Source organism: Luteirhabdus pelagi, from assembly GCF_016827595.1.
Taxonomy (GTDB): domain Bacteria; phylum Bacteroidota; class Bacteroidia; order Flavobacteriales; family Flavobacteriaceae; genus Luteirhabdus; species Luteirhabdus pelagi.
The window spans coordinates 324,506-347,059 of record NZ_JAECMS010000004.1 but is presented as its reverse complement, the minus strand read 5'-3'; the positions used below and the strand labels follow the sequence as shown (position 1 = coordinate 347,059).

The 22,554-nt window shown below is 40.6% G+C and carries 21 protein-coding genes; 11 read left to right on the top strand and 10 right to left on the bottom strand.

From position 1 onward, the window contains the following. Nucleotides 1-86: 86 nt before the first annotated feature. The 3 genes from I4Q58_RS12520 (at nucleotide 87) to I4Q58_RS12510 (ending at nucleotide 4,242) form a co-directional block, all read left to right on the top strand. Nucleotides 87-1,088, top strand: a complete 1,002-nt coding sequence (locus tag I4Q58_RS12520; protein ID WP_203296226.1) for a PorP/SprF family type IX secretion system membrane protein — start codon at nucleotides 87-89, stop codon at nucleotides 1,086-1,088. 289 nt (nucleotides 1,089-1,377) lie between these two features. Beyond that, nucleotides 1,378-3,489 carry a histidine kinase gene (locus tag I4Q58_RS12515; protein WP_236002912.1) on the top strand — a complete coding sequence of 704 codons (2,112 nt, stop codon included), beginning with the start codon at nucleotides 1,378-1,380 and terminating at the stop codon, nucleotides 3,487-3,489. Between the two features lie 21 nt (nucleotides 3,490-3,510). Beyond that, nucleotides 3,511-4,242: a LytR/AlgR family response regulator transcription factor gene (locus I4Q58_RS12510; RefSeq protein ID WP_203296224.1), complete on the top strand. Its 732-nt coding sequence runs from the start codon at nucleotides 3,511-3,513 to the stop codon at nucleotides 4,240-4,242. Here I4Q58_RS12510 and murI read toward each other — a convergent pair. From murI to I4Q58_RS12470, 8 genes are all read right to left on the bottom strand, one after another. Then, on the bottom strand, nucleotides 4,239-5,027 hold the full coding sequence (gene murI, locus I4Q58_RS12505) for a glutamate racemase (protein ID WP_203296223.1): 789 nt from the start codon (nucleotides 5,025-5,027) through the stop codon (nucleotides 4,239-4,241). The genes I4Q58_RS12510 and murI overlap by 4 nt on opposite strands. A gap of 69 nt (nucleotides 5,028-5,096) precedes the next feature. Further along, nucleotides 5,097-5,609 (bottom strand): OmpH family outer membrane protein, encoded by a 513-nt coding sequence (locus tag I4Q58_RS12500; protein WP_203296222.1) that lies wholly within the window; start codon nucleotides 5,607-5,609, stop codon nucleotides 5,097-5,099. Between the two features lie 51 nt (nucleotides 5,610-5,660). Beyond that, nucleotides 5,661-6,512 (bottom strand): OmpH family outer membrane protein, encoded by an 852-nt coding sequence (locus I4Q58_RS12495; RefSeq protein WP_203296221.1) that lies wholly within the window; start codon nucleotides 6,510-6,512, stop codon nucleotides 5,661-5,663. Between the two features lie 34 nt (nucleotides 6,513-6,546). After that, complete coding sequence (locus I4Q58_RS12490) at nucleotides 6,547-9,114, bottom strand: BamA/OMP85 family outer membrane protein (protein ID WP_203296220.1); 2,568 nt, start codon at nucleotides 9,112-9,114, stop codon at nucleotides 6,547-6,549. A 13-nt stretch (nucleotides 9,115-9,127) separates the two neighbouring features. Then, entirely contained in the window at nucleotides 9,128-9,868 is a 741-nt protein-coding gene (locus I4Q58_RS12485) for an isoprenyl transferase (protein WP_203296219.1), read from the bottom strand. Nucleotides 9,869-9,871: 3 nt separating this feature from the next. Beyond that, entirely contained in the window at nucleotides 9,872-10,567 is a 696-nt protein-coding gene (porG, locus tag I4Q58_RS12480; protein ID WP_203296218.1) for a type IX secretion system protein PorG, read from the bottom strand. Nucleotides 10,568-10,666: 99 nt separating this feature from the next. After that, complete coding sequence (locus I4Q58_RS12475) at nucleotides 10,667-11,554, bottom strand: NAD kinase (RefSeq protein ID WP_203296217.1); 888 nt, start codon at nucleotides 11,552-11,554, stop codon at nucleotides 10,667-10,669. Nucleotides 11,555-11,558: 4 nt separating this feature from the next. Further along, on the bottom strand, nucleotides 11,559-12,215 hold the full coding sequence (locus I4Q58_RS12470; protein WP_203296216.1) for a CBS domain-containing protein: 657 nt from the start codon (nucleotides 12,213-12,215) through the stop codon (nucleotides 11,559-11,561). 85 nt (nucleotides 12,216-12,300) lie between these two features. Here I4Q58_RS12470 and I4Q58_RS12465 point away from each other — a divergent pair, with 85 nt between their 5' ends. The 8 genes from I4Q58_RS12465 to clpX all read left to right on the top strand — a co-directional run bounded on the left by I4Q58_RS12465 (nucleotide 12,301) and on the right by clpX (nucleotide 20,550). Then, on the top strand, nucleotides 12,301-13,014 hold the full coding sequence (locus I4Q58_RS12465) for a pyridoxine 5'-phosphate synthase (protein ID WP_203296215.1): 714 nt from the start codon (nucleotides 12,301-12,303) through the stop codon (nucleotides 13,012-13,014). A gap of 1 nt (nucleotide 13,015) precedes the next feature. After that, the gene (locus I4Q58_RS12460) at nucleotides 13,016-13,774 is read left to right on the top strand and encodes an alpha/beta fold hydrolase (protein ID WP_203296214.1); all 759 of its coding nucleotides are present in this window, start codon (nucleotides 13,016-13,018) and stop codon (nucleotides 13,772-13,774) included. Nucleotides 13,775-13,875: 101 nt separating this feature from the next. Continuing rightward, nucleotides 13,876-15,138, top strand: a complete 1,263-nt coding sequence (locus tag I4Q58_RS12455; RefSeq protein WP_203296213.1) for an OmpP1/FadL family transporter — start codon at nucleotides 13,876-13,878, stop codon at nucleotides 15,136-15,138. Between the two features lie 17 nt (nucleotides 15,139-15,155). Further along, complete coding sequence (locus I4Q58_RS12450) at nucleotides 15,156-16,688, top strand: SGNH/GDSL hydrolase family protein (protein WP_203296212.1); 1,533 nt, start codon at nucleotides 15,156-15,158, stop codon at nucleotides 16,686-16,688. Between the two features lie 92 nt (nucleotides 16,689-16,780). Further along, the gene (locus tag I4Q58_RS12445) at nucleotides 16,781-17,125 is read left to right on the top strand and encodes a phage holin family protein (RefSeq protein WP_203296211.1); all 345 of its coding nucleotides are present in this window, start codon (nucleotides 16,781-16,783) and stop codon (nucleotides 17,123-17,125) included. Nucleotides 17,126-17,231: 106 nt separating this feature from the next. Beyond that, nucleotides 17,232-18,557, top strand: coding sequence for a trigger factor (gene tig / locus I4Q58_RS12440; protein ID WP_203296210.1), 1,326 nt, complete (start codon nucleotides 17,232-17,234; stop codon nucleotides 18,555-18,557). A gap of 63 nt (nucleotides 18,558-18,620) precedes the next feature. Then, nucleotides 18,621-19,295, top strand: a complete 675-nt coding sequence (gene clpP, locus I4Q58_RS12435; RefSeq protein ID WP_203296209.1) for an ATP-dependent Clp endopeptidase proteolytic subunit ClpP — start codon at nucleotides 18,621-18,623, stop codon at nucleotides 19,293-19,295. 22 nt (nucleotides 19,296-19,317) lie between these two features. Then, entirely contained in the window at nucleotides 19,318-20,550 is a 1,233-nt protein-coding gene (clpX, locus tag I4Q58_RS12430; RefSeq protein ID WP_203296208.1) for an ATP-dependent Clp protease ATP-binding subunit ClpX, read from the top strand. Between the two features lie 94 nt (nucleotides 20,551-20,644). Here the strand turns inward: clpX and I4Q58_RS12425 are convergent, their stop codons facing one another. Both I4Q58_RS12425 and I4Q58_RS12420 read right to left on the bottom strand, forming a co-directional pair. Then, nucleotides 20,645-20,824, bottom strand: a complete 180-nt coding sequence (locus I4Q58_RS12425) for a hypothetical protein (RefSeq protein WP_203296207.1) — start codon at nucleotides 20,822-20,824, stop codon at nucleotides 20,645-20,647. A gap of 185 nt (nucleotides 20,825-21,009) precedes the next feature. Further along, nucleotides 21,010-22,551, bottom strand: coding sequence for a GH3 auxin-responsive promoter family protein (locus I4Q58_RS12420; RefSeq protein ID WP_203296206.1), 1,542 nt, complete (start codon nucleotides 22,549-22,551; stop codon nucleotides 21,010-21,012). Between the last annotated feature and the right edge of the window lie 3 nt (nucleotides 22,552-22,554).

Below are 22,554 nucleotides of genomic sequence, written 5' to 3'. Positions count from 1 at the left end.
ACTACTGGTTCAGGGTCGAGTACACCGAGGACGGCGACGCCAGGGAGTTCAGGGGACATTTTACCTTAAAGCGATAACATATAGACATGAAAATTAAAAACATCTACCTCATCCTACTTTTGTTAGCAACTCAATTTGCTTTTTCACAAGATGGTATTCCAATTTATTCAGATTATTTATCTGATAACTTATATTTATTACACCCCTCAATGGCTGGTGCGGCAACTAATAATCAAGTGCGTTTAACAGCGCGCCAGCAGTGGTTTGATCAGAATGAAGCTCCCAACCTTCAAACACTGAGCTTTAATGCTCGGCTTGGAAGACAGTCAGGAGTAGGTGCTATTATTTATAATGATCAGAATGGATATCATTCCCAAACGGGTGGGTACCTTACCTATGCACATCATATTATGTTTTCGCGATCGGAGGCAGACTTAAATCAGTTATCATTTGGATTAAGCGCTGGATTCACGCAATCTAAGTTGGATGAAACCAATTTTGATCTAGAGGATTTCGATCCCGTAATTGCTGGAATTATTCAGAGTACATCTTACTTTAATGTAGATGCAGGTTTTTCCTATAACTTTTTAGATTTTTCCGGACATTTCACCGTTAAAAATATAATCTTTAGAAATAGAGATCTTTACACGGAGGAATTTGAACCTAATAACCAAAGACGTTATCTGTTAGGTGGTGCGTATGCTATCGGGAGTTATGGTTCCACTTGGAGTTTTGAGCCTTCATTTCTTTTCCAATGGCAAGAAAGAAGTGGCGAGAAGGCCATTGATGTAAACTTCAAGGCGTTCCGTGAGATGGATTTTGGTGAGCTATGGGGTGCCTTGTCTTACCGCACAAGCTTGGATGGTGCGGAATTTATTGATGGACAAGAGATCAGCGATCAACGGTTGCAATATATTACTCCAGTGGTGGGTGTTAATTATAAGAACTTCCTTTTCGCTTATACCTATTCTTATCAAATTGGAAATGTTCGGTTTGATAGTGGAGGATTTCATCAAATAACGATTGGATACGATTTCCTAGGTGGTAGACCAGAACCATACGATTGTAATTGCCCTGCTATTAACTAAAAACATAAGCCTTTCATACTTGAAAGGCTTTTTTTATGTCATAAGGGAAATGAGCGTAGGCCTATTTTCAGTTAGGGAGAACCTTCTTTCAATTCGTTAACCCTTTCAATTCAACCATTCGAGAAGTACTTGTGGCTGATAGATGCTTTTATCTATCATATAAAGTGCGTATGTTTACTTTTTGCTTATTATGATTGGTAGCATTCGCTTATTAGTAATAATTTTTCTGTGCAGCTATGGGTGTATCGCTGTTGCGCAGCAAACACGCTCTTCTACAAAGCTATTTCAATTGAAAGGAGAAGTAAAGGAAGCGAAAGCTAACACTCCTATACCACGAGTAAATATTGAAATTACGGGAAGGGGTTACACAACGACTAATGTAGACGGAAGATTTGAGATAAGCGCTGCAATTGGCGATCAGTTAATTGTGCGCAGCGACGATTTTCAAACAGTATATCATACTGTATCTAATCAGGATTTTATTGAAATTCATGTTGAGAAAGAGCAAAAGGTAAGCGAACGGTATTCGAACGCTCAAAAAAAAACCACGGCAAGCGATTTTAAGCGGTATCTTGATTCTGCTCGGACCTCCCTTAAAAAGGATGCGAGAAATAGTATAGAATATGTTACACGTGGCTTCGAGTCACTTCAGCCCAATGTGCCCAATGCTTCACAGAATAGTGAGGGTTTTGAGTTATTAGGCGATATTAATGCGTATTGGGATTTATATGATCTTGCCATAGACAATTACAAAAGAAGTCTAAGTGCGCAGAACAAAATTTCTGTTCAGATTAAGCTAGCTTCAGCATTCCGGAACAATAAGAATTTTCAGGAAAGTATCGACCAGCTTCAACAGTTGGTGAAACGCACCCTTCAACCCATACAAAAGATTGATGTATTTGAAGGATTGGGTGATACATACTTGGCAATAAACGAATACGACAATAGTATTTCGTATTACCAAAAAGCACTGTCTACTGCGAAAGAACAGAACCTTAGTCCAAGAGTTAATGGTTTGACCGTGAAGTTAGGGGAAGCTTCAGCTAAGAGCGGAGATGTTTCGAGGGCCACAAGCTATTTTGGGAGTTCCCTCGAGCAAGCTGAACAGGAAACCCCCAATATAGCCGCCGAGACGAAAAACAAGGCAGCAGATTTCTATAATGCGAACCGAAACTTTGATGAGGAAATCCGACTACGGGAAGAAGCTTTGGAAGACATAGAGGATTTAGAGCGAACGCCATCTCCTGAAGAGCCACGAGATGAAGATTTAACGTCACAAAGACAGAATTATAAAATTGCGAATGCCTTTATACTGAAAAATGAATACGCAAAGGCTATTCCCTATTTGGAAAAAAGTATTTCGGAAGCGAGTAAAGATGAAGATCTTGTAGTTGAAAAAGATGCTACCCGAAAACTATCGGAAATTTATCGCGATATCGGTAATTACGATAAGGCTTCCGAAAGCTATGCTCGTTACGTCGATTTAGTAGATGAACTATATATACAGAAGGAGCAAGAGCTATCTCAAGCCGCCCGCTTCAACAAGGAGATTGCGCTCAAGCAGAACCGTATCGCTAGTCTGGAAAATGAACGTGAACTCAATGAAAGTCGTTATCGATTGGCCACCGAGAATCAGGCATTGATTCAAAAAAACAATCGTGTTCAGCAATGGATTATTGGTTCGCTAGTTTTAGTTGCGTTATTGCTTTTGTATGCAGCATATACCCAATATAGAAGTATTCGAAAACAAAAGTTAGCCAATAATCAATTAGCCTTGAAATCGCTACGAAGCCAAATGAATCCCCATTTTATTTTCAACGCACTAAATTCAGTAAATGGTTTTATTGCAAGCAACGACGAACGTGCCGCTAATCAATATCTGAGTGAGTTTTCACAATTAATGCGAAATGTCCTGGAGAATAGCGATGAGGATTTCATCCCCTTGGTGAAAGAGGTAGAATTACTTCAATTATATGTGAAGCTTGAACATTTTCGATTTAAAAATAAATTCGACTACACTATTGAAATCGATGATGCCATCTCTCAAGGCGAATTTATGATTCCTCCAATGCTACTTCAACCCTATGTTGAAAATGCGGTGTGGCATGGTTTGCGATATAAAAAAGAGAAGGGGGCGTTGTGTATTTCCTTTCAACTTCAGTCGAAAAACACTGTAAAAATTACAATTGAGGATAACGGTATTGGTAGAAAGCAATCGAAGGCATTAAAGACAGAACATCAGAAAAAACAGCGTTCTAAAGGAATGGGTAATATTTCAAAAAGAATAAGTATTCTAAATGAAATGTATAGCGATCGGATGGATGTAACAGTCTCCGATCTTGACCCAGATAGTGAAGAAGAAACCGGAACTCTTGTCACAGTCCTTATACGAAAAAAATAGGCCTACATTAATTTTATACGAATGGAATTGAAAGCATTACTTGTAGAAGATGAAGAAACCAGTCGGGATATTCTTCGAAATTATATACAAAAATACTGTCCGACAGTACATGTGAAAGCAGAAGCGGGAACTATCGATGAAGCCTTAGTGTTAATCAAGAAGGAGCAACCCGATATTTTATTTTTGGATGTAGAAATGCCATATGGTAACGCCTTCGATCTTTTGGACAAGGTAGGTGAAAGAACGTTCGAGACGGTTTTCGTAACCGCTTACGACCATTATGCTATCGATGCCCTGAACGCACATGCCTCCTTCTATTTATTGAAGCCTATTTCGATCGACAAGCTCATTGAAGCAGTAGATTATGTAACCTATGTGAAGAAGAAAGAGCAACAGCTACAGCAGCAAGTACTACAGCCTAAAAGCACTTCGGTGTCGGGCAAGATTACCATCCCGGTGCAGAACGGCTTTGAAGTGTTAGAAGTAGCCGATATTATCTACTGTCAGGCAGATGACAACTATACACAGATTTATCTTTCAAAAGGGAAAAAATTAGTGAGCAAAACCTTAAAATATTTTGAAGATATGCTTACTGAATTCGGATTTTCCCGAGTGCATAAATCGTATTTGGTGAACGTAAATGCCGTGGTAGAATATCGAAAGGGGAAAGGGGGCAGTGTCGTTCTCTCCAACGGAAAGGAAGTGATGGTAAGTCCATCCCGGAAAAAAGAGTTTCTCGCCTTTTTTGATTAAAAGTCCATTTCAGAAATTTCGATGGCTTTAAGGGAAGGAAGTAACTTTTCCATTACAGTTATATTTCCATTTGTGAAAAATTGAAGCCTTGGATTTTGTGTGGTATTGTTTAACAGCCCATGTGCTTTCAGTACGGTTTTGGTTTGTCGGGCAACTGCTTCGCCAGAATCGATTATTTTGATGTGACTGGGCAATAATTTTTTCAAAGTAGGGATAAGATAGGGATAGTGACTGCAACCCAATACCAAATGATCGATATTCGCATCTAACATTGGCGTTAGATATTGTTGCAATAATACCTTGGTTTCATGTGATTCCCATTTTCCTTTTTCAATAAGGGGGACCAATCCTTCGCCCACAATTTCAACGATTGAAATATCCTTGGTGAAGGTTTCTGCTGTCTTATGAAATAATGCACTGCTTAGTGTTCCCTTAGTGGCCAAAATGCCAATGCTTTTAGTTTCTGTGAGAAGGGCGGCTGGCTTAATAGCGGGTTCAATCCCAATAAATGGAACCGAGTATTGTTGCCGCAGGATTTCAATAGCATTCGTTGTGGCAGTGTTGCAGGCAACCACTATGATTTTACAGTTTTCTTCCAGCAATTTTTCAGTATTCTTACGACTTAGCTTGATTATTTCTTCTGCTGATTTAGATCCGTAAGGTGCATTTTTACTATCGGCTAGATATAGCGTATTCTCATTTGGCAGCAAAGCATTGATTTCCTTCCAAATGGAGGTGCCGCCTACACCAGAATCAAAAAGGCCGATAGGATTGGTAGTATTCATAAAGTATAAAAATAAAAAAACTGCCCTAGGTGATAGGACAGTTTTTGAATTACTTTATTTGGGAATGGATTAAATACCCAATTCCGTTTTTACGTCTGCCATTAGGTCTTTTCCGTCGGCAAGGATAACACCGCTACCTGTAGTGGAATCCATCACGTATTCATACCCTTGTGCACGAGCTACTTTTTGAATAGCATTACGTGCTTTTTCAAGAATAGGTTTTAGAATGTCTACTTCCTTTTTCTGAAGATCCTGCATGGCCTGTTGACGATAGGCTTGAATATTATTTTGCATGCCTTGAACCTCTTCAACTCGTTTTGCGTTTTCTTCATCGGTTTTTGTAGAAGCCTCGCCATCGTACTGACGCATTTTGGTTTCCAACTCCTTCATCATCGTTTTGATCTCGGTGTCGTAGGTCTTCTGAATTTTCTCGAGCTCGCTTTGAGCTGCTTTCATTTCCGGCATTGCCTCAACCAATTTCTGGGTATCGATATGTGCAATATCAGATTCTTGAGCATTTACAAAACCAGTGGTTGCTGCAAACATCCCAATCGCCAATATGGCTAATTTCAACTTTTTCATTTGTAAGTGGTTTTTAAAAAATTAAGTGTTATATGTAAAAGTTTTCGTTGATTATTTTCCTCCGCTTTCTTCGCCTTCACCTTCGTTTTCTTCGGTGCCTTGTTCATTTCTATTTTGACGAGCGGCTTTGATAGAATCGCGTCTTCTTTCACGCTCTTCTAACAAGCGTTGTCTGCGCGCTTCAAATTCAGCTTGACGGGCGGCGCGAATGGAATCTCGTTGTCTCCGTCGTTCTTCCATCAATTGCTCGCGTTCGTCCTTTTTGTCCTGTATTGCCTGCTCGCGTTCGGTTACGGCTTCCTCTTCCTCCATGGAGAGCTCTTCGCGTTGTTCGATTTGGCGTTGTTCTCGCTTGTTAAGTGCTTCTTCACGTTTGGCTGCGCGGTTGATGCTTCGCAACACTATATCGCTAATATCATGCCGCTCTGCCGCAAATAGCATGGTTACTTCAGAAGATTTATCGAAAATAAAATCATATTTTTTATTTTCAGCAATCTCCTGTACAATATTAAATACTTGATCTTGAATCGGCTGAACCAACTGTCTACGTTGAATCATCAAATCGCCGTTAGGACCAAACCGATCTTGTTGGTATTGCATTAATTCATCTTCAAGAATACTTATTTCTTCCTCACGTTCTTCGATAAGCTCATTGGTCAACAAAACGCGTTCCTTACTAAGATTTTGACGCATTTGTTCGATTTCATTATTTTTCTTTTCTATATCGCGTTTCCAGCGCTGTACTTTTCCATCAAGTTGCGTAGAGGCTTCTTGATATTCTGGAACATTCTCCAAAATATACTCCATATCTATGTAGCCAATACGAACCCCACGTTGTGCTTCAGAAGAGAGTACGCCTCCAACGAGAAACAATGCAAGGAAAATAAGTTGTTTAATTTTCATAGTCGAGGTTGTTTAAGAAAATATCGTGCCAAGTTTAAAATTGTTGCCCAATGATAAAGTGTGTTTGCCACCCACTAGGTTGTATATCGCCCAATATTGGGTCGAATCCATAACCGAAATCGATACCCAACAAACCGAAGGCTGGCATAAATATACGTAATCCTACGCCAGCAGAACGCTTTAATTCAAAAGGATTGAATTCTCGGAAACCATTAAAGGCTGCTCCGGCTTCAGCAAACGACAGTACATAAATAGAGGCCAACTGTTTCAATGTAACGGGGTATCGTAATTCAAATGAAAATTTATTGAAAATGGTATTTCCATCGTTATCAGATAGCGATTGATTTGGGTAGCCACGTAACTGAATTACCTCACGTCCATCCAAACTAAAGGCTCCTAATCCATCTCCCCCCACAAAGAAACGTTCGAAAGGAGGGATGCCGCGTTCATTGTTATAGGCTCCTAAGAACCCAAATTCTGTTTGACTTCGAAGCACTAATTTGTCGATAATATTGGTATACCACGTTCCCTTAAATTTAATTTTGTAGTACTCAAGCCATTTAAATCGTTCTTGATCTATATCTGCAATACGGCTTCTCGCTTCCCTGTAGGTTGGATCTGTTTGAGGCACGTCTAATAATTCTTCCCTCTCATCTGCCAATGCTTTATAGTCTACACCGTTAAAAGCAGAGTAGGGTAGAGTGAGTTTTGCCGAAACGGAAAATTCCGACCCTGTAATTGGATAAATTGGATTTGTAGCAGTGTTGTTACGAGAAAGGCCAATTGTATAGGCGAGGTTGTTGGAATATCCATCCCCGAAGGTGAACAATTGCGTATTATAATTCTTTAAATTATAATGTTGAAAACTAATTGCCTGAGACAATTGAAAATAGTCATCCGGCCATTGAAGTCTTTTAGCCAATCCTACAGAGCCTCCAGTAATCAAGAAGCGGCGATCGCGGTCAACATCTCTCGTTCTGAAGTTGTATAAATATTGAACCGTATGTGAGAAAGAGGTGCTTAGCTGAACTGGCTTCTTTCCTCCTAGCCATGGTTCTGTTAATGATAAGCTATAGGTTTGGTAGAAACTACTTGCCTGGGCCCTAAGTGCTAATGTCTGCCCATCGCCCATCGGTAAAGGTTTATAAGCATCTTTATTGAAGATATTGCGTAGGGAAAAGTTATTAAAGGAAAGTCCTAGGGTTCCTACAAAACCACCACCTCCGTAACCACCTTGTAACTCAATTTGGCTAGATCCTTTTTCTACTACTTCGTATTCTAAATCGACAGTACCTCGGTTCGGATCTACAGACTTGAAATTAGGTGTCAATTGTTCTGCATCGAAAAAGCCTAACTGACCTAATTCACGGATGGTACGTACAACATTTCTTTTGCTGTATTTCTGTCCTGGTCGAGTTCTTAGTTCACGGTAGATTACGTGATCGTTCGTTTTATCGTTTCCTACTACAGTAACATGGTCGAAGTATGCTAATTTACCTTCGCGAATACGAATTTCAAAATCGATAGTATCATTACGAACGGCAACTTCAACGGGGTTTATATTAGAGAACAGGTATCCGTTGTTTTGGTATAAATTAGTAAGGTCATTTGCTTCAGGATCACTGGCATCGGCTATGCGTTCTTCTAATAAAGTTCCGTTATATGTTTCTCCCTTTCGAATACCCAACACCTGTCTTAATTGTTGGTCGGTATACACGCTATTTCCAATAAAGCGGATATCCCCAAAATAATACTTGTCGCCTTCTTCCACATTCAGTGTTAAGGCTACTTTCTTTTCATCAACCTGGATTAATGTATCGTTGGTAATTCGGGCATCACGATAGCCATTTTCTTTATATTTAGTGATAATAGAGGCTTTATCTTCCTCAAAACCAGATTCGGTATATTTTGATCGCTTAAAGATTCGAAAGATGAATTTTTCTTTGGTATTCTTCATCGTACGTTTCAACTTTCCATCTGAAAGCTTTTCGTTTCCAATAAACTCAATATCAGAAATCTTAACCCGTTCACCTTTGTTCACACGGATTACCATATTCTTTCCTATTTCTGTGCCAGTAGAGTCCACACTAGGAGTGGTGCTGATAGCAACTTTAGTGTTAAGGTATCCTTGGTCGCGATACTTATTACGTAAATAGTTTTTGGTGGTGGTAAGAAGGTTTTTTGTGATTTTCACACCGGCCCTCAAATTGTTATCTTCCAAAACTTCTTTTTTCTTACGTTTTTTTATCCCTTCAATGGTAACTTCATTTAGTTTCGGTAGTTCCTGTATATAAAGTTCTAGATCGACATTATCGCCATCGATATTCGTAACGTAAAAAGCGATATCACTAAACAGATTTTGTTCCCACAATTTCTTTGTAACAGCACTAAGTTTTTCCCCTGGAATAAAAATGCGATCGCCCTCTTTCAATCCTGTAAAGGCAATAACGGTATTTTCGTTAAAGCTTTGAGCCCCGGTTACCGTTATACTATTAATGGTATAGCGCTTACCACTATCTAATTCCCGTTGCTGGGCTTGTAGATTAAAGGAGGATAGTATTGCACATATTGTAATACTGAATAGAACTATATAGCTACGCAAATTTTTTTTCTGTCTACGATAGTTGTTCACTGGTCTTTCCAAATCTTCTTTCTCTGTTTTGATAATTTACGATTGCTTCAAAAAGATGGTTCTTGGTATAATCTGGCCAAAGAATATCGGTGAAATACAATTCGGCATATGCGATTTGCCACAATAGGAAATTACTAATACGCTGTTCGCCACTAGTACGAATCAATAAATCCACATCCGGTAAATTTTGGGTATATAGATGTTTTTGAATAATCTCCTCATCTATATCGCCGGGCGAAATTAGGTTATTTTTCACTTTATGGCTAATCTCTTGGATGGTTTTTGTGATTTCCTCCCTAGATCCATAACTCAAAGCCAAGGTGAGCATCATCCTATTGTTCTCTTTTGTTTTGTCGATAACCTCTTCTAGCTCTCTCTGTGCCTTTTTTGGCAAAGCCTCAAGATTTCCGATAGCATTCAATTTTATATTGTTATCCTGAAGGGTTTTTATCTCCTTCTTCAAGGAAGAGACGAGTAATTTCATCAATAGTTCCACTTCCAATCTAGGTCTGTTCCAATTTTCCGTGGAAAATGCGTATAAAGTGAGGTATGGAATATTTATTTCGGCACATGCTTCGGTGATTTCACGAACAGCTTTTGTCCCTTTCTCATGACCAAATGTCCTGAATTTCCCCTGTTGCTTTGCCCAACGACCATTACCATCCATAATCACCGCAAGGTGCTGGGGTAGCTTTTTAGGATCAATTTGGTCTTTAAAACTCATATCTTAAAAATTACAATAACACGGTTTTCGTCCGAATGTTACGGTAAAGGTAATACCCGTAAAAACATACCAGTCATCGCTGTTGGTGTTACCGAATCGAAACGCTTCGGTACTAGGTTGTCCTTTAGAAGGGTAACTGCCATCCAACGCATCGGAAAAAGTGTAGCGAGCCCCAATTTCAAAACCCACCACGAAACGTCTTCCAAGCGTCGCTTTATATCCGACGACCATTGGGATGGCTACTGCACTGTCGCCGTCATAGCTTTGTATTTCGGTTCCTTCCCCAGGGTAATATAAGGCATCGAACCAGCTATAGGTAAGTCCCGTATATAAATACGGTGTGCTTGCGGGTTTGCCATTATACATGTTAAATTCCCAGAAGGTGTATTCTAGACCTAATGAAATTTCGGTAACAGTATTTTCAAAGGTATAGCCACGTTGCTGCCGGCGCTCATCGTTCGACTCTGAATCGTCGCCAGATATATTCGCAATCAACACAGATCCACGAAAGGAGTGGCGGGCACTCCGATTCCATTTAAAGATCCCTCCAAACGCTAAATCGTTCGGAGCAATATAGTTGGTTCGTCCCACATCACCTATAAAATTCGATCCACCTAGCATTGCACCTACCTCATAGGTTTGTGAAAATGCTGAAAATGTGCCGATTACAACTAATACAATCGTTGCAAGATACTTCATATACCTTAAAAGTTTGCAAATATAACAATTAACTTGGGGTAACGGAATTTTAACGCCATTACTCTGTGTTGATTAACAGGAAAAGGGAAAGATTATTGTTTAGTTCCGCTTGTCTTCTCCCCAAAGCAATTTTTTGCGAAGTGTTTTGATGAAGCTATCATCCGCTAGCTGAACCAGTTTGATGTTGAAATCGGCCCGTCGAATATAAATAGTAGTGTTGTTTTTTATCGTTGCAATTCTGGAATCTAAGGAAAGCAAAAACGATTGTTCGCGGCCTGAAACCTTCAACCGTAATTGACAGTCGTCTGGTAGCACTAAGGGACGCGCATTCAGATTGTGGGGTGCAATTGGCGTTACCACAATATTCTTGGCGCTAGGATCAATTACCGGTCCACCACAGCTTAATGAGTAGCCTGTAGATCCAGTAGGGGTGGCGACGATAAGCCCATCCGACCAATAGGAAGTGAGGTGGTTGTCATTAACATCGGTCTCTACCTTGATCATCGAAGTGGTGTCTTTTCTGTTCACCGCTATTTCATTCAATGCAAAATTTAGAGTAGGATCGATTTCGTCGCTTTCTGGATCGGTTTCGATAGTGAGTAAACTTCTTTCAGAAATAGAATATTCCCCATTCAAAAGTTTTGGAATACTTTCTCTAATTTCTTCTTTTTGAAGCGTTGCCAAAAACCCAAGTCGACCCGTATTGATACCCACGATAGGGATTTCCAAATCCTTCACAAAAGTAACCGATTTCAATATTGTGCCATCGCCGCCAATACTGAAGAAAAGGTCATAGCTGCCGTCTAATTCAGTAAAGGTGTCGAAATTGGAGAAGTTCTTGGTTATTTCATCATTCTTGTTGATGATGTCCAGAAAGTTCTTTTCGATATGGACCTCCATTTCCTTTCCCTGCAGAGCACTCAAGATTTGCTGAACGTATACTTCAGAATTCTCATGGTAAAATTGTCCGTAGATACCAATCTTCATAGTGCTAAATGTTTAGATAGCGGTTCAGGTAATCTGAGCGTTCTTTCAAATCTTTCAGGAATTTATCCTCGTCGTGTTGGGAAACCACCGAATAATTATAGCGTCGAAACGTTTGTACGATGGCGTTCATACCACTATGACCAATCTTTATGGTAACCTGTGTTCGTTCATCTTCGATTTTGGAAATAAACAAGCCAAGAATTTGAGTGTCGTTGCTTTCTACAATCTGACTTATTTCACTAAAGGAATAGTCCTTGTTTCCTTTTTCAACCACTATGATCGCCCCTGCTTCATTTAAAAAAGGCGTATTGTTGAAAAGGCTCATAATATCGCCCAATTCGTAATACCCCAAATAGTTGTTTTCATCACCTAAAACGGGCATGATATTGCTGTTGTGAAGGGCAAAAGCCTCCAAAATATCAAGCCAATTTGTTTTTTCACGTACAAAGAAGCCTTCTAGTGCATAGCGATATTCAGAAATGGGTCTATCAGAATCGAAACAATGGGCGTCTGTTTCGGAAATACAGCCGATATAGGTATTATTCTCTACAACTGGAATGTGAGAATAGGTTAATTGGTTGAATGCATTTTGAACTTCAGAAAGTTCCGCTTCAATCGAAAAAGGAGTGATGTCGTTTATGATATAATTCTGTGTTTCCAAGCTGACCTTTTTATGCAAATTACTTAAAATATACATGGAAAAGCTAGCTGTGCCTTTGTATTTTTGTTAATTCTAAACTAAAAAAATGACAAAACTAAGCGTTAATATAAACAAGATAGCTACCCTGCGAAATGCGCGTGGGGGCGATTCTCCCAATGTGCTGCAAGCGGCTAAGGATGTGCAGGCTTTCGGGGCCCACGGCGTTACGGTGCATCCGCGACCGGATGAGCGGCATATTCGCTATTCCGACGTGAGGGACATTTATCCGATCATTACGACAGAATTCAATGTAGAAGGAAAACCGATCGATAAATTTATGGAGCTGGTGCTGGCCGTAAAGCCCACGCAGGTTACCTTGGTTCCAGATGCGGAGAACGCCATTACGTCTGATTCTGGGTGGGATACGGTTAAACACAAGAAGTATTTAGTTGATGTCATTGAAGAGTTTAAGCGAAATGGTATTCGAACCTCAATTTTTGTGGATCCAAAATTGGATATGGTTGAAGGTGCTGCGGAAACTGGAACCGATAGAATTGAACTGTATACAGAGGCGTTCGCAAAACAATATGCGGAAGGCAACGAAAAGGCAGTAGTTCCTTATGCGGAGTGCGCTAAACTTGCCCATCAATTAGATCTCGGTGTGAATGCTGGGCATGACCTTTCATTACAAAACATCGAATTTTTTAAGAAGAATGTACCGCACCTTGCCGAAGTATCTATCGGACATGCACTTATTTCTGAAGCCATCTATCAAGGTCTAGAGAACGTTATTCACCAATATTTAGAAAAACTGAAGTAATATGCTGCACTCTCAAATATTTGGTAACGGAACTCCTTTTATCATTCTCCATGGCTTTTTGGGGATGGGCGATAATTGGAAAACGCTTGGAAAGAAATTCGCCAAGGAAGGGTATGAGGTGCACTTGGTAGATCAACGGAATCATGGACGTAGCTTTCATGACGATGCTTTTAGTTATAGCTTGATGGCTGAAGACTTACATGAGTACTGTGAACGGAAAGAACTGAAAGATATAGTGCTACTTGGCCATAGCATGGGAGGTAAAACGGCTATGCAATACGCCACAATGCATCCGAAAAACGTAGCCAAATTATTAGTAGCCGATATTGCGCCGAAATCATATCCACAACATCATCAAGATATTCTGAAAGGATTAGCAAGCTTGGATTTTGATGAGATCGAATCCCGGGAAGAGGCCGATGAAAAGTTGTCGGAATATATAGCAGAACAAGGGGTACGCCTTTTTCTGTTGAAGAACCTTTATTGGAAGGAAAAAGGAAAACTCGCGCTGCGAATGAACTTGCCCGTCCTTACAAAGAATATTGAGGAAGTGGGGATAGCCTTGCCGAATGATGCTACCTTCGAGGGCGACACTCTTTTTCTGAAAGGCGCTAAAAGTGGTTATATTGTCCCTATGGATGAAATTGTGATCAAGAAACATTTTCCAAAGGCTGAAATCGTAACGATTTCAAAAGCGGGCCATTGGCTGCACGCTGAAAATCCAAGCGAATTTCACCAAAATGTTATGAAATTTTTATAACATTGTAAAAGAAAAATATTATGTATGCATAATAAATACGGGTATCGTAATAAAAAGCATACATTTATAACAAATCCTAAAGTAACCTTAACAATCCTATTATGAAAAAAGTATTACTGGTTGCCGTGTTTGCTATGGCTACGGCAATAATGTATGCCGGGGGCTACCGCGTGAGTCTGCAAGGGCAGAAATCGCTAGCCATGGGGCATACCGGAGTCGCTGTTGTAAGCAGCGAGTCTGTATTCTTTAATCCCGCAAGTATGGTATACCTCGAAAGTCGCTTTACGGCTTCTGTTGGCGCAAGCGGGGTATTCTCGAACGTTTCGTATCAAAATGAAAATACTGGAGCCTTTGCCGAAACGGATAGCCCGATGGGGACGCCGTTATACGCATATCTTTCCTATAAAGCGACAGACTGGTTGTCTGTTGGCCTTGGTGTGTATACACCGTATGGTAGTACAGTAGAATATGAAGACGATTGGGCAGGATCGCATTTGGTAAATAATATCGATCTTCAGGCGATCTACATTCAGCCTACTGTTTCTATAAAAGTGAATGATAAGCTGAGCTTTGGTGGTGGACCGATTTATGTAACGGGATCTGTAAATTTCAACAGAAACCTTTCCCGTTCACTTACCGATTTAGATGGAAATAGAAGTGAAGTAACCATCGATGCTTCTGGCGTGACCAATTGGGGATGGACTGTAAGTACCTTATTCTCGCCAACTGAAAACTTTAGAATTGGTGCTACCTATCGCTCCGAAATCATTTTGGAAGCCGAAGATGGCGATGCTACATTCGAGAATATTCCGAATTCTCCAATATTACCATTCACAAATGGTACTGTTGGAATAGATGCTTCACTACCGCTACCTGCGGAACTTAGTGTTGGTCTTAGCTATAAGTTCTGCGAGAAGTGGATGTTCGCTTTCGATTACAACCGAGCTTTTTGGGATGTATATGAAGCTTTGGTAATCGACTTCGACGATGAGACGGGGATTCCAGATTCAGTAAACCCTCGAAATTATAAGAACGCTTCTACCTATCGCTTCGGTCTAGAGTATCAAGCTACGCAAATGTTCACCTTACGCGCAGGATACTACTTTGATGAATCTCCAGTACAAGCAGGGTTCTTCGCTCCGGAAACGCCTCGTAATGACAGTAATGGTTATACAGCAGGTCTTACCGTAAATATCGGGGATCACTTCCAAGTAGATGCCTCGTTTTTATACCTTCACTTTAAGGAGGTGGACGCTTCATACGATCCGTACAATGACCTGATTACAGGTGGACAAGCGCCATTTGCAGGTACGTACAAATCGAACGCTTTTGTACCTGGATTGGGAATTACCTATAAATTGTAAAAGAAAAAATTCAAATAATGAAAAATATTATAAAAATAACAATGGGTGTTTTAGCCATCGGCTTTGTAAGCTGTGAGGCTGAATTCGAGAACCCAGTGAACGAAGAGGGGTTTTACGATAGTGGTGAAGCCGACTTTTCACAATATGTATCGGTAGGGAATTCCCTAACAGCAGGATATGCAGATAATGCCTTATACATTACCGGACAGCAAAACTCCTACCCTAATATTATGGCTGGTCAATTTGAGCTAGTTGGAGGTGGTGAATTCACCCAACCGCTGATGGCCGATAATTTGGGAGGATTATTATTAAATGGTACCCAAGTAGCACCAAACCGTTTGGTTCTAGGGCCAGGTGCTGATGGTGCTCTAGGGCCACAAGTATTGGCTGGGCAACCAACCACAGAAATTACAACGAGCCCTACAGGGCCGTTCAACAATATGGGTATTCCGGGAGCAAAGAGCTTTCATTTAGTGGCTCCAGGATATGGTAGCGTGGCAGGAGTGCCACAAGGACTGTCAAATCCATATTTTGCTAGAATTGCAACGAGCGAATCGGCCACCGTTATCGGTGATGCAACTTCCCAGAATTATACTTTTTTCAGTCTTTGGATTGGAAACAATGATGTATTGGGCTATGCAACCACTGGAGGAAGTGGTGTCGATCAAACTGGAAACTTAGATCCGTCCACCTATGCTTCAAACGATATCACAGATCCACAGGTTTTCGCTTCTGTGTATAACGATCAGGTGAATGCGTTAACGGCGAACGGTGCAGATGGTGTGCTTATCAATATTCCGGATGTAACCTCCATTCCTTTCTTTACTACTGTTCCGTTGCGTGCCATTCCATTGGATGCTGCAACTGCAGCAGCGTTGAACCAACAATTCGGATTGTATAATACGCAAGCGTTGCCATTATTGGTGGCTAATGGAATTATTACCCAAGAGGAAGCCAATGCGAGAATGATCAACTTTCAGGAAGGTCAGAATTATCCAATCGTAACCGACGATGATCTTACAGATGTTACAGCGATCCTGGAAGGGTTCTTGCCGCCCGAACAAGCAGCATTGCTTGGGCAGTTGCGTCAAGCAAACGATTCAGATTTGATTGTTCTTACCGCCTCCAGTGTTTTAGGTTCGCAAGCAGATCCTAACGACCCAACTTCAATCGTTGGTGTTGGAGTTCCGCTTGGTGAGCAATTTGTATTATCTGCGGTAGAGCAAGAACGTGTTGCTACTGCATCTGCTGCATATAACGCAACTATCGAAGGTCTTGCAAATGCAAACGGATTGGCGTTTGTAGATGCTAGAACCGCTTTAGCTCAAGTTGCCGATACTGGTGTGCCTTATAATGGTGGTTTACTAACCTCTACTTTTGTTTCAGGTGGAGCATTCTCTTTAGATGGGGTTCACCCAACACCGAGAGGATATGCCTTTACAGCCAATGCCATTATTGAAGCTATCAACGAAAGATATGGTTCAACAATCCCTGGCGTTGATATTGGAAACTATCCGACATTTACAGCTAGCAACGACGTAGCGCAGTAAATAGGATCACTATTTTAAGAATTAAGAAGCCGCTTGGAAAAATCCAAGCGGTTTTTTTATACCTTGTAATGAACAATCAAAACCTATTTGTTATGAAATCGATTCTGAAAATTCTTCTCACGGCACTTGCTGTGGTTATTTTAGCCAAAATTTTACCGGGTGTAGCTGTTGAAGGGTATGTGTCTGCCATTATTGTGGCAATCGTCATTGCTTTACTTCGTTTTATAGTTAAGCCAATTCTTGTAATTTTAACGTTACCCGTAACCATACTAACCCTAGGGATATTCCTGCTCTTTATAAATGCTTTCATCATCATGATGGCAGATTATTTCATCGGCAGTTTCGATGTGTCAAATATTTGGTGGGCACTGTTATTCAGTTTGCTCTTGTCTATCCTGCAATCGATTCTATACTCGCTGTTAGACGATAAAAAATAAGCCGCTGTTATACAAGTCGATACTATTTGTCGAGTTGCCTAAATTATCGTAATTTTGCACCCGCCTTCGGCGAAACGGGGGTAGAAGCGAAAACTTTCAGGAACAGATGAATATTACAAAGAAAAAAATTGACGACTTGAACGCTGTGGTAACAGTAGAAATTTCAAAAGAGGACTATGCCGATAAAGTAGACGGTATCCTAAAAAACTATCGAAAAAACGCTAATATTCCAGGCTTTAGAAAAGGGCATGTGCCTATGGGCTTGGTGAAGAAACAATATGGCACCGCAGTATTGGTGGAGGAAGTGAACAAATTGCTTCAAGAAAAACTTCACAATTTCCTTACAGAGGAAAAATTGGATGTTCTCGGGAACCCACTTCCCAAAAATGATAAAGAAGTCGATTGGAGTACTGAGAATTTTTCATTTGAATTCGATTTAGGGTTAGCCCCTGAATTTGAGGTGGAGGTGAAAACCAAAAAGCCGATAACCCGCTACAAAATCGTAGCAGACGATAAGATGATCGACAACCAAGTGAAGTCGATTCGCAAGCAATACGGAAAACTGATTAACAAGAAAGAGGTTGAAAAAGGTGATGAGGTAACTGGTACTTTCAAGAATGAAGAAAAGGGAGTTGACAAAAAAACGACCATTTCACTTGAAGACCTTAAAGGCAAAAAGCAAAAAGACGCGTTGTTAGGAGCAAAGCCTGGTGATACAGTTACCTTGAAGACAAAGGGTATGTTTAAGGATGACCATGACAACCAACGATATTTGGGTGTTTCACATGATGATGCACACGGGTTGGATATCGAGGTAGACTTCACTATAGAAGAAGTAAATCAACGCGAATTGGCCGAAATGAACCAAGAGTTGTTCGATAAGTTGTTTGGCGAAGGAAATGTGACTTCAGAAAAAGAACTTCGCGAGAAGATCAAGGAAGACGCCGAAGGACAATTTATGCAGCAAAGCGACCAAAAGCTATTGAATGATGTCGTCGATACCCTAATCGATTCGACAAAATTTGATTTACCAGATGAATTTTTAGTCCGTTGGATTCAATCTTCTTCAGACGAACCTATGACAGAAGAAGAAGCTAAAAAAGAATACGAACGAAGCGAAAAAGGACTTCGTTATCAATTGATAGAAGGAAAACTTCGTTCCGAAAACGAAAATCTTCAAGTAACGTTCGATGAGCTGAAAGGCCACGCCAAGAATATGATCAAGGCGCAAATGGCTCAGTTTGGGAATGCAAATCCATCTGATGAGGAATTGGATGGTATTTCTGCACGAATTCTTTCCAATGAAGAAGAAGTGAAGCGTATGAGCGAGCAGTTGAATACGCAGAAAATGCTCGATCATTTCAAGGAAAACGCAAATTTGAAGGAAAAGGAGATTACCTACGAAGCTTTCATCAAGGAAGCTTACCAATAGCATACTAAAAATAGGTATCTTTAGAGTTCGATTTTTGAACCCATAGAAAACTGTTTTACCTATATGGATTACACTAAAGAGTTTAAAGACTTTGCAACTAAGGACCAAGGCATCAACGGAATGTACTACGATAAGATTATCAGTAGTATGTATCCGGTAGGCCTTACTCCAAATATTATTGAAGAACGCCAAATGAATGCTGTGGCCATGGACGTGTTTTCACGTTTAATGATGGACCGTATCATTTTTCTAGGTACTGGCATTAGCGATCAGGTGGCCAATATTGTACAGGCTCAGCTATTGTTTTTGGCAAGTACCGATTCTTCAAAAGATATTCAAATATATATCAATTCCCCTGGCGGAAGCGTATATGCCGGTTTGGGTATTTATGATACCATGCAGTTTATCAAGCCGGACGTGGCAACCATCTGTACCGGAATGGCGGCCTCAATGGCAGCTGTTTTACTATGTGCAGGTGAAAAAGGGAAGCGAAGCGGATTAACACATAGCCGTGTTATGATTCATCAACCCTTGGGAGGTGCTCAAGGACAAGCTAGCGATATCGAAATTACCGCTCGCGAAATCATTACCCTAAAGGAGGAATTGTATAAAATTATTGCCAAACATAGCGGTCAGACGTACGAAAAAGTATACGAAGACAGCGACCGCGATTATTGGATGAAAGCGGAGAAAGCCTTGGAATACGGAATGATCGACGAGGTGCTTTCACGAGAATAATGAATGATTGAAAAAAGAAACTATGCCTAAAGAAGATTTGGAATGTTCCTTTTGCGGCCGTAAAAAAGCCGAAACCAACTTGCTTATTGCAGGCCTGGATGCCCATATCTGTGATCGCTGTATTGAACAGGCGCACGGAATTGTGGTAGAAGAGGCATTGCATAGTACGAACAGCGAACTCTCCAAAGAACTTATCCTAAAAAAGCCAAAAAGCATCAAGGAGTTTTTGGACGATTATGTAATCGGACAGGAACATACCAAAAAAGTGATGTCGGTAGCGGTCTATAACCACTACAAGCGATTGCTACAGCCAAAAAGTGATGATGAAATTGAAATTCAAAAGAGTAACATCATCATGGTTGGGCAAACGGGTACTGGTAAAACGTTGGTAGCCAAAACCATCGCGCGTATGCTGAATGTGCCAATTGCGTTGGTAGATGCTACCGTACTTACCGAAGCCGGTTATGTAGGAGAAGACGTAGAAAGCATTCTTACCCGATTGCTCCAGGCAGCCGATTATAATGTTGAAAAGGCGCAAAATGGAATCGTATTTATCGATGAAATCGATAAGATTGCCCGTAAGAGCGATAACCCTTCCATTACACGCGATGTAAGTGGGGAAGGAGTGCAGCAGGCCTTATTGAAATTATTGGAAGGTACAACGGTGAATGTACCGCCTAAGGGAGGTAGAAAGCATCCCGACCAGAAGTTTATCGAAGTAAATACCGAGAATATTTTATTTATTGCTGGTGGTGCTTTCGATGGTATCGATAAGCATATCTCCAAGCGATTAAATATGCAAACGGTTGGTTTTAGCGCTTCTAAGAAAACTGATACCATGGAGCGTGATAATATGTTGAAGTATATCATTCCGCGCGACCTAAAGGATTATGGACTAATTCCTGAGATCATCGGTCGTCTCCCAGTCCTTACTTATATGAATCCATTGGATAAGGGAACGCTTCGCGCCATCCTTACCGAGCCGAAGAATGCGATTATAAAGCAGTATAAAAAGCTGTTTGAGATGGATGAAATCGAATTGGTGATTACTGAGGAAGCGCTAGATTTCATCGTAGAACAAGCCATTGAATATAAGTTAGGCGCTCGTGGCCTTCGGTCGTTGTGTGAAGCAGTGTTAACCGATGCCATGTTCGAATTGCCAGGTACGGAAGAGAATAAACTGCATGTAACGAAATCCTACGCCGAAGAAAAACTGAGTAAGTCTACAATCAAAAAATTGAAGGCGGTCTCATAAAGGATTGCACATCTACTTTCTTATAAAATAAAAACCCTGATATTGCTATCAGGGTTTTTTTAATCTAACTTAACTAAACTAAAAACGGTTGCGCTTATGGCGTGGCGACAAACGTTTTCTTTTTTTGCGGTGCGATTTTTTGCTTCATAAGCTCCTTTTTGTTCTTTAAGGTATAGCCTGCAAGGTCGCTCTCCGATTGTGTTTTTTGTGAAGTTGCACAAGAGGTGGTAAATAGAAGTCCAGCCCCAAGTACTAAGATGATTAATTTTTTCATTGCCCCAAATTTATACTTCAAAAGTATTGGGTAAGAAAAGTACTACCAAAATTATTAGTTGAATGTAATGGATATTCGGTGAAGTGAAACTTCTTCGATGAAGCGCAAAATTCGTCGATTTCTAAACGAATTTTTACGTTTTTAAGAGAGTAGTAGCGTCCGTATTACTTTAATCAAATGAAGGATTACGCTCGGTTGGAATGTTTTTCATTTTCAATATTCAAGGAGAGTAGTTCCTCGACATAGTGACGAGAATTGCTCAATCGCGGTACTTTATGCTGCCCTCCAAGTTTATTTTTATTCTTCAACCAATCGTAAAATAATTGGTGTCTTGCACAGTGAATCGTTGGAGCTCTTAGCGTTGTATTGTTGTAGCGTTTCGCTTCATAATCGCTATTGACTTCCTGTAACGATTTATCCAATAATTTTGAAAAGAAGTCGAAATCCTTAGGGGGCGTTTTAAATTCTATAATCCACTCGTGGGCTCCTTTTTCTTTCCCTTCCATAAAAATTGGAGCCGCCGTATAATCCACAATTTCGGTCTGGGTAAGTTCAGTGGTTTTACGAAGGGCTGCTTCCGCATTTTCGATAATTAACTCTTCACCAAAAGCATTGATATGGTGTTTCGTCCGACCGGTTACTTTTATACGGTACGGACTAATAGAGGTGAAGCGAACGGTATCCCCAATTTTATATCGCCATAAGCCAGCATTGGTCGTGATAACTATAGCATAGTTTTTTCCTACTTCCACTTCACTCAACGGAATAATCTTCTCTTCGGAAGTACCATAGTGATCCATCGGAATAAACTCGTAGAAGATCCCGTAATCCAGCATCAGCAGCAATTCGGTGCTACTGTTTTGGTCCTGAATGGCGAAGAAGCCTTCCGAGGCATTGTAAATTTCATAATACCTGAAAGTTTCCTTCGGTAATAACTTGTTGTATTGTTCGCGATAGGGTTCAAAACTGACGCCTCCATGAAAGTACACTTCTAGATTCGGCCAAATTTCAAATAAAGATTCTTTTCCAGTGGTCTCCACGACGGCATTCAGCAACACCAACATCCAAGAAGGCACACCTGCCAAGCTCGTCACATTCTCCCAAATCGTTTCATTTACGATTGCCTGTAGCTTCGTTTCCCAATCACCCATCAAGGAAATTTCATTGCTCGGCGTACTGCTGAATTCTGCCCAAAACGGCATATTGTCTATCAAAATAGCGGAGAGATCTCCATAAACGGTTCCATTATCGCGATACAGCTCCTTACTTCCTCCTAATCGCAATCCTTTCCCTACGAACAATTGCGAATCTGGATTGTTGCTCAAATACATGCACAATAAGTCCTTGCTCGCCGCATAATGGCAATTCTCAAGCGATTCTTCACTTACGGGAATAAACTTACTTTTGCTGTTGGTGGTGCCACTGCTTTTCGCAAACCACTTGATAGGTTTCGGCCAAAAGATATTCGATTCTCCTCGACGTGCCCGTTCAATGCGCGCTTCGTTGTCTTCATAGGTAGTCACCGGTACACGTTCGGCAAAGGTTTCATAGCTTGAAATGGAGTCGAAGTCGTATTGTTTGCCAATTTCCGTGTTTTTCGCCTTCTGAAGTAAACTCATCAGCAATTCTTGCTGTACTTCCACAGGATACTTTAAGAAGAGGTCTATTTGGTGAAACCGCTTCTTAAGAAACCATGAGGCAATCGAATTTACAATGGGGATTGGCATAGA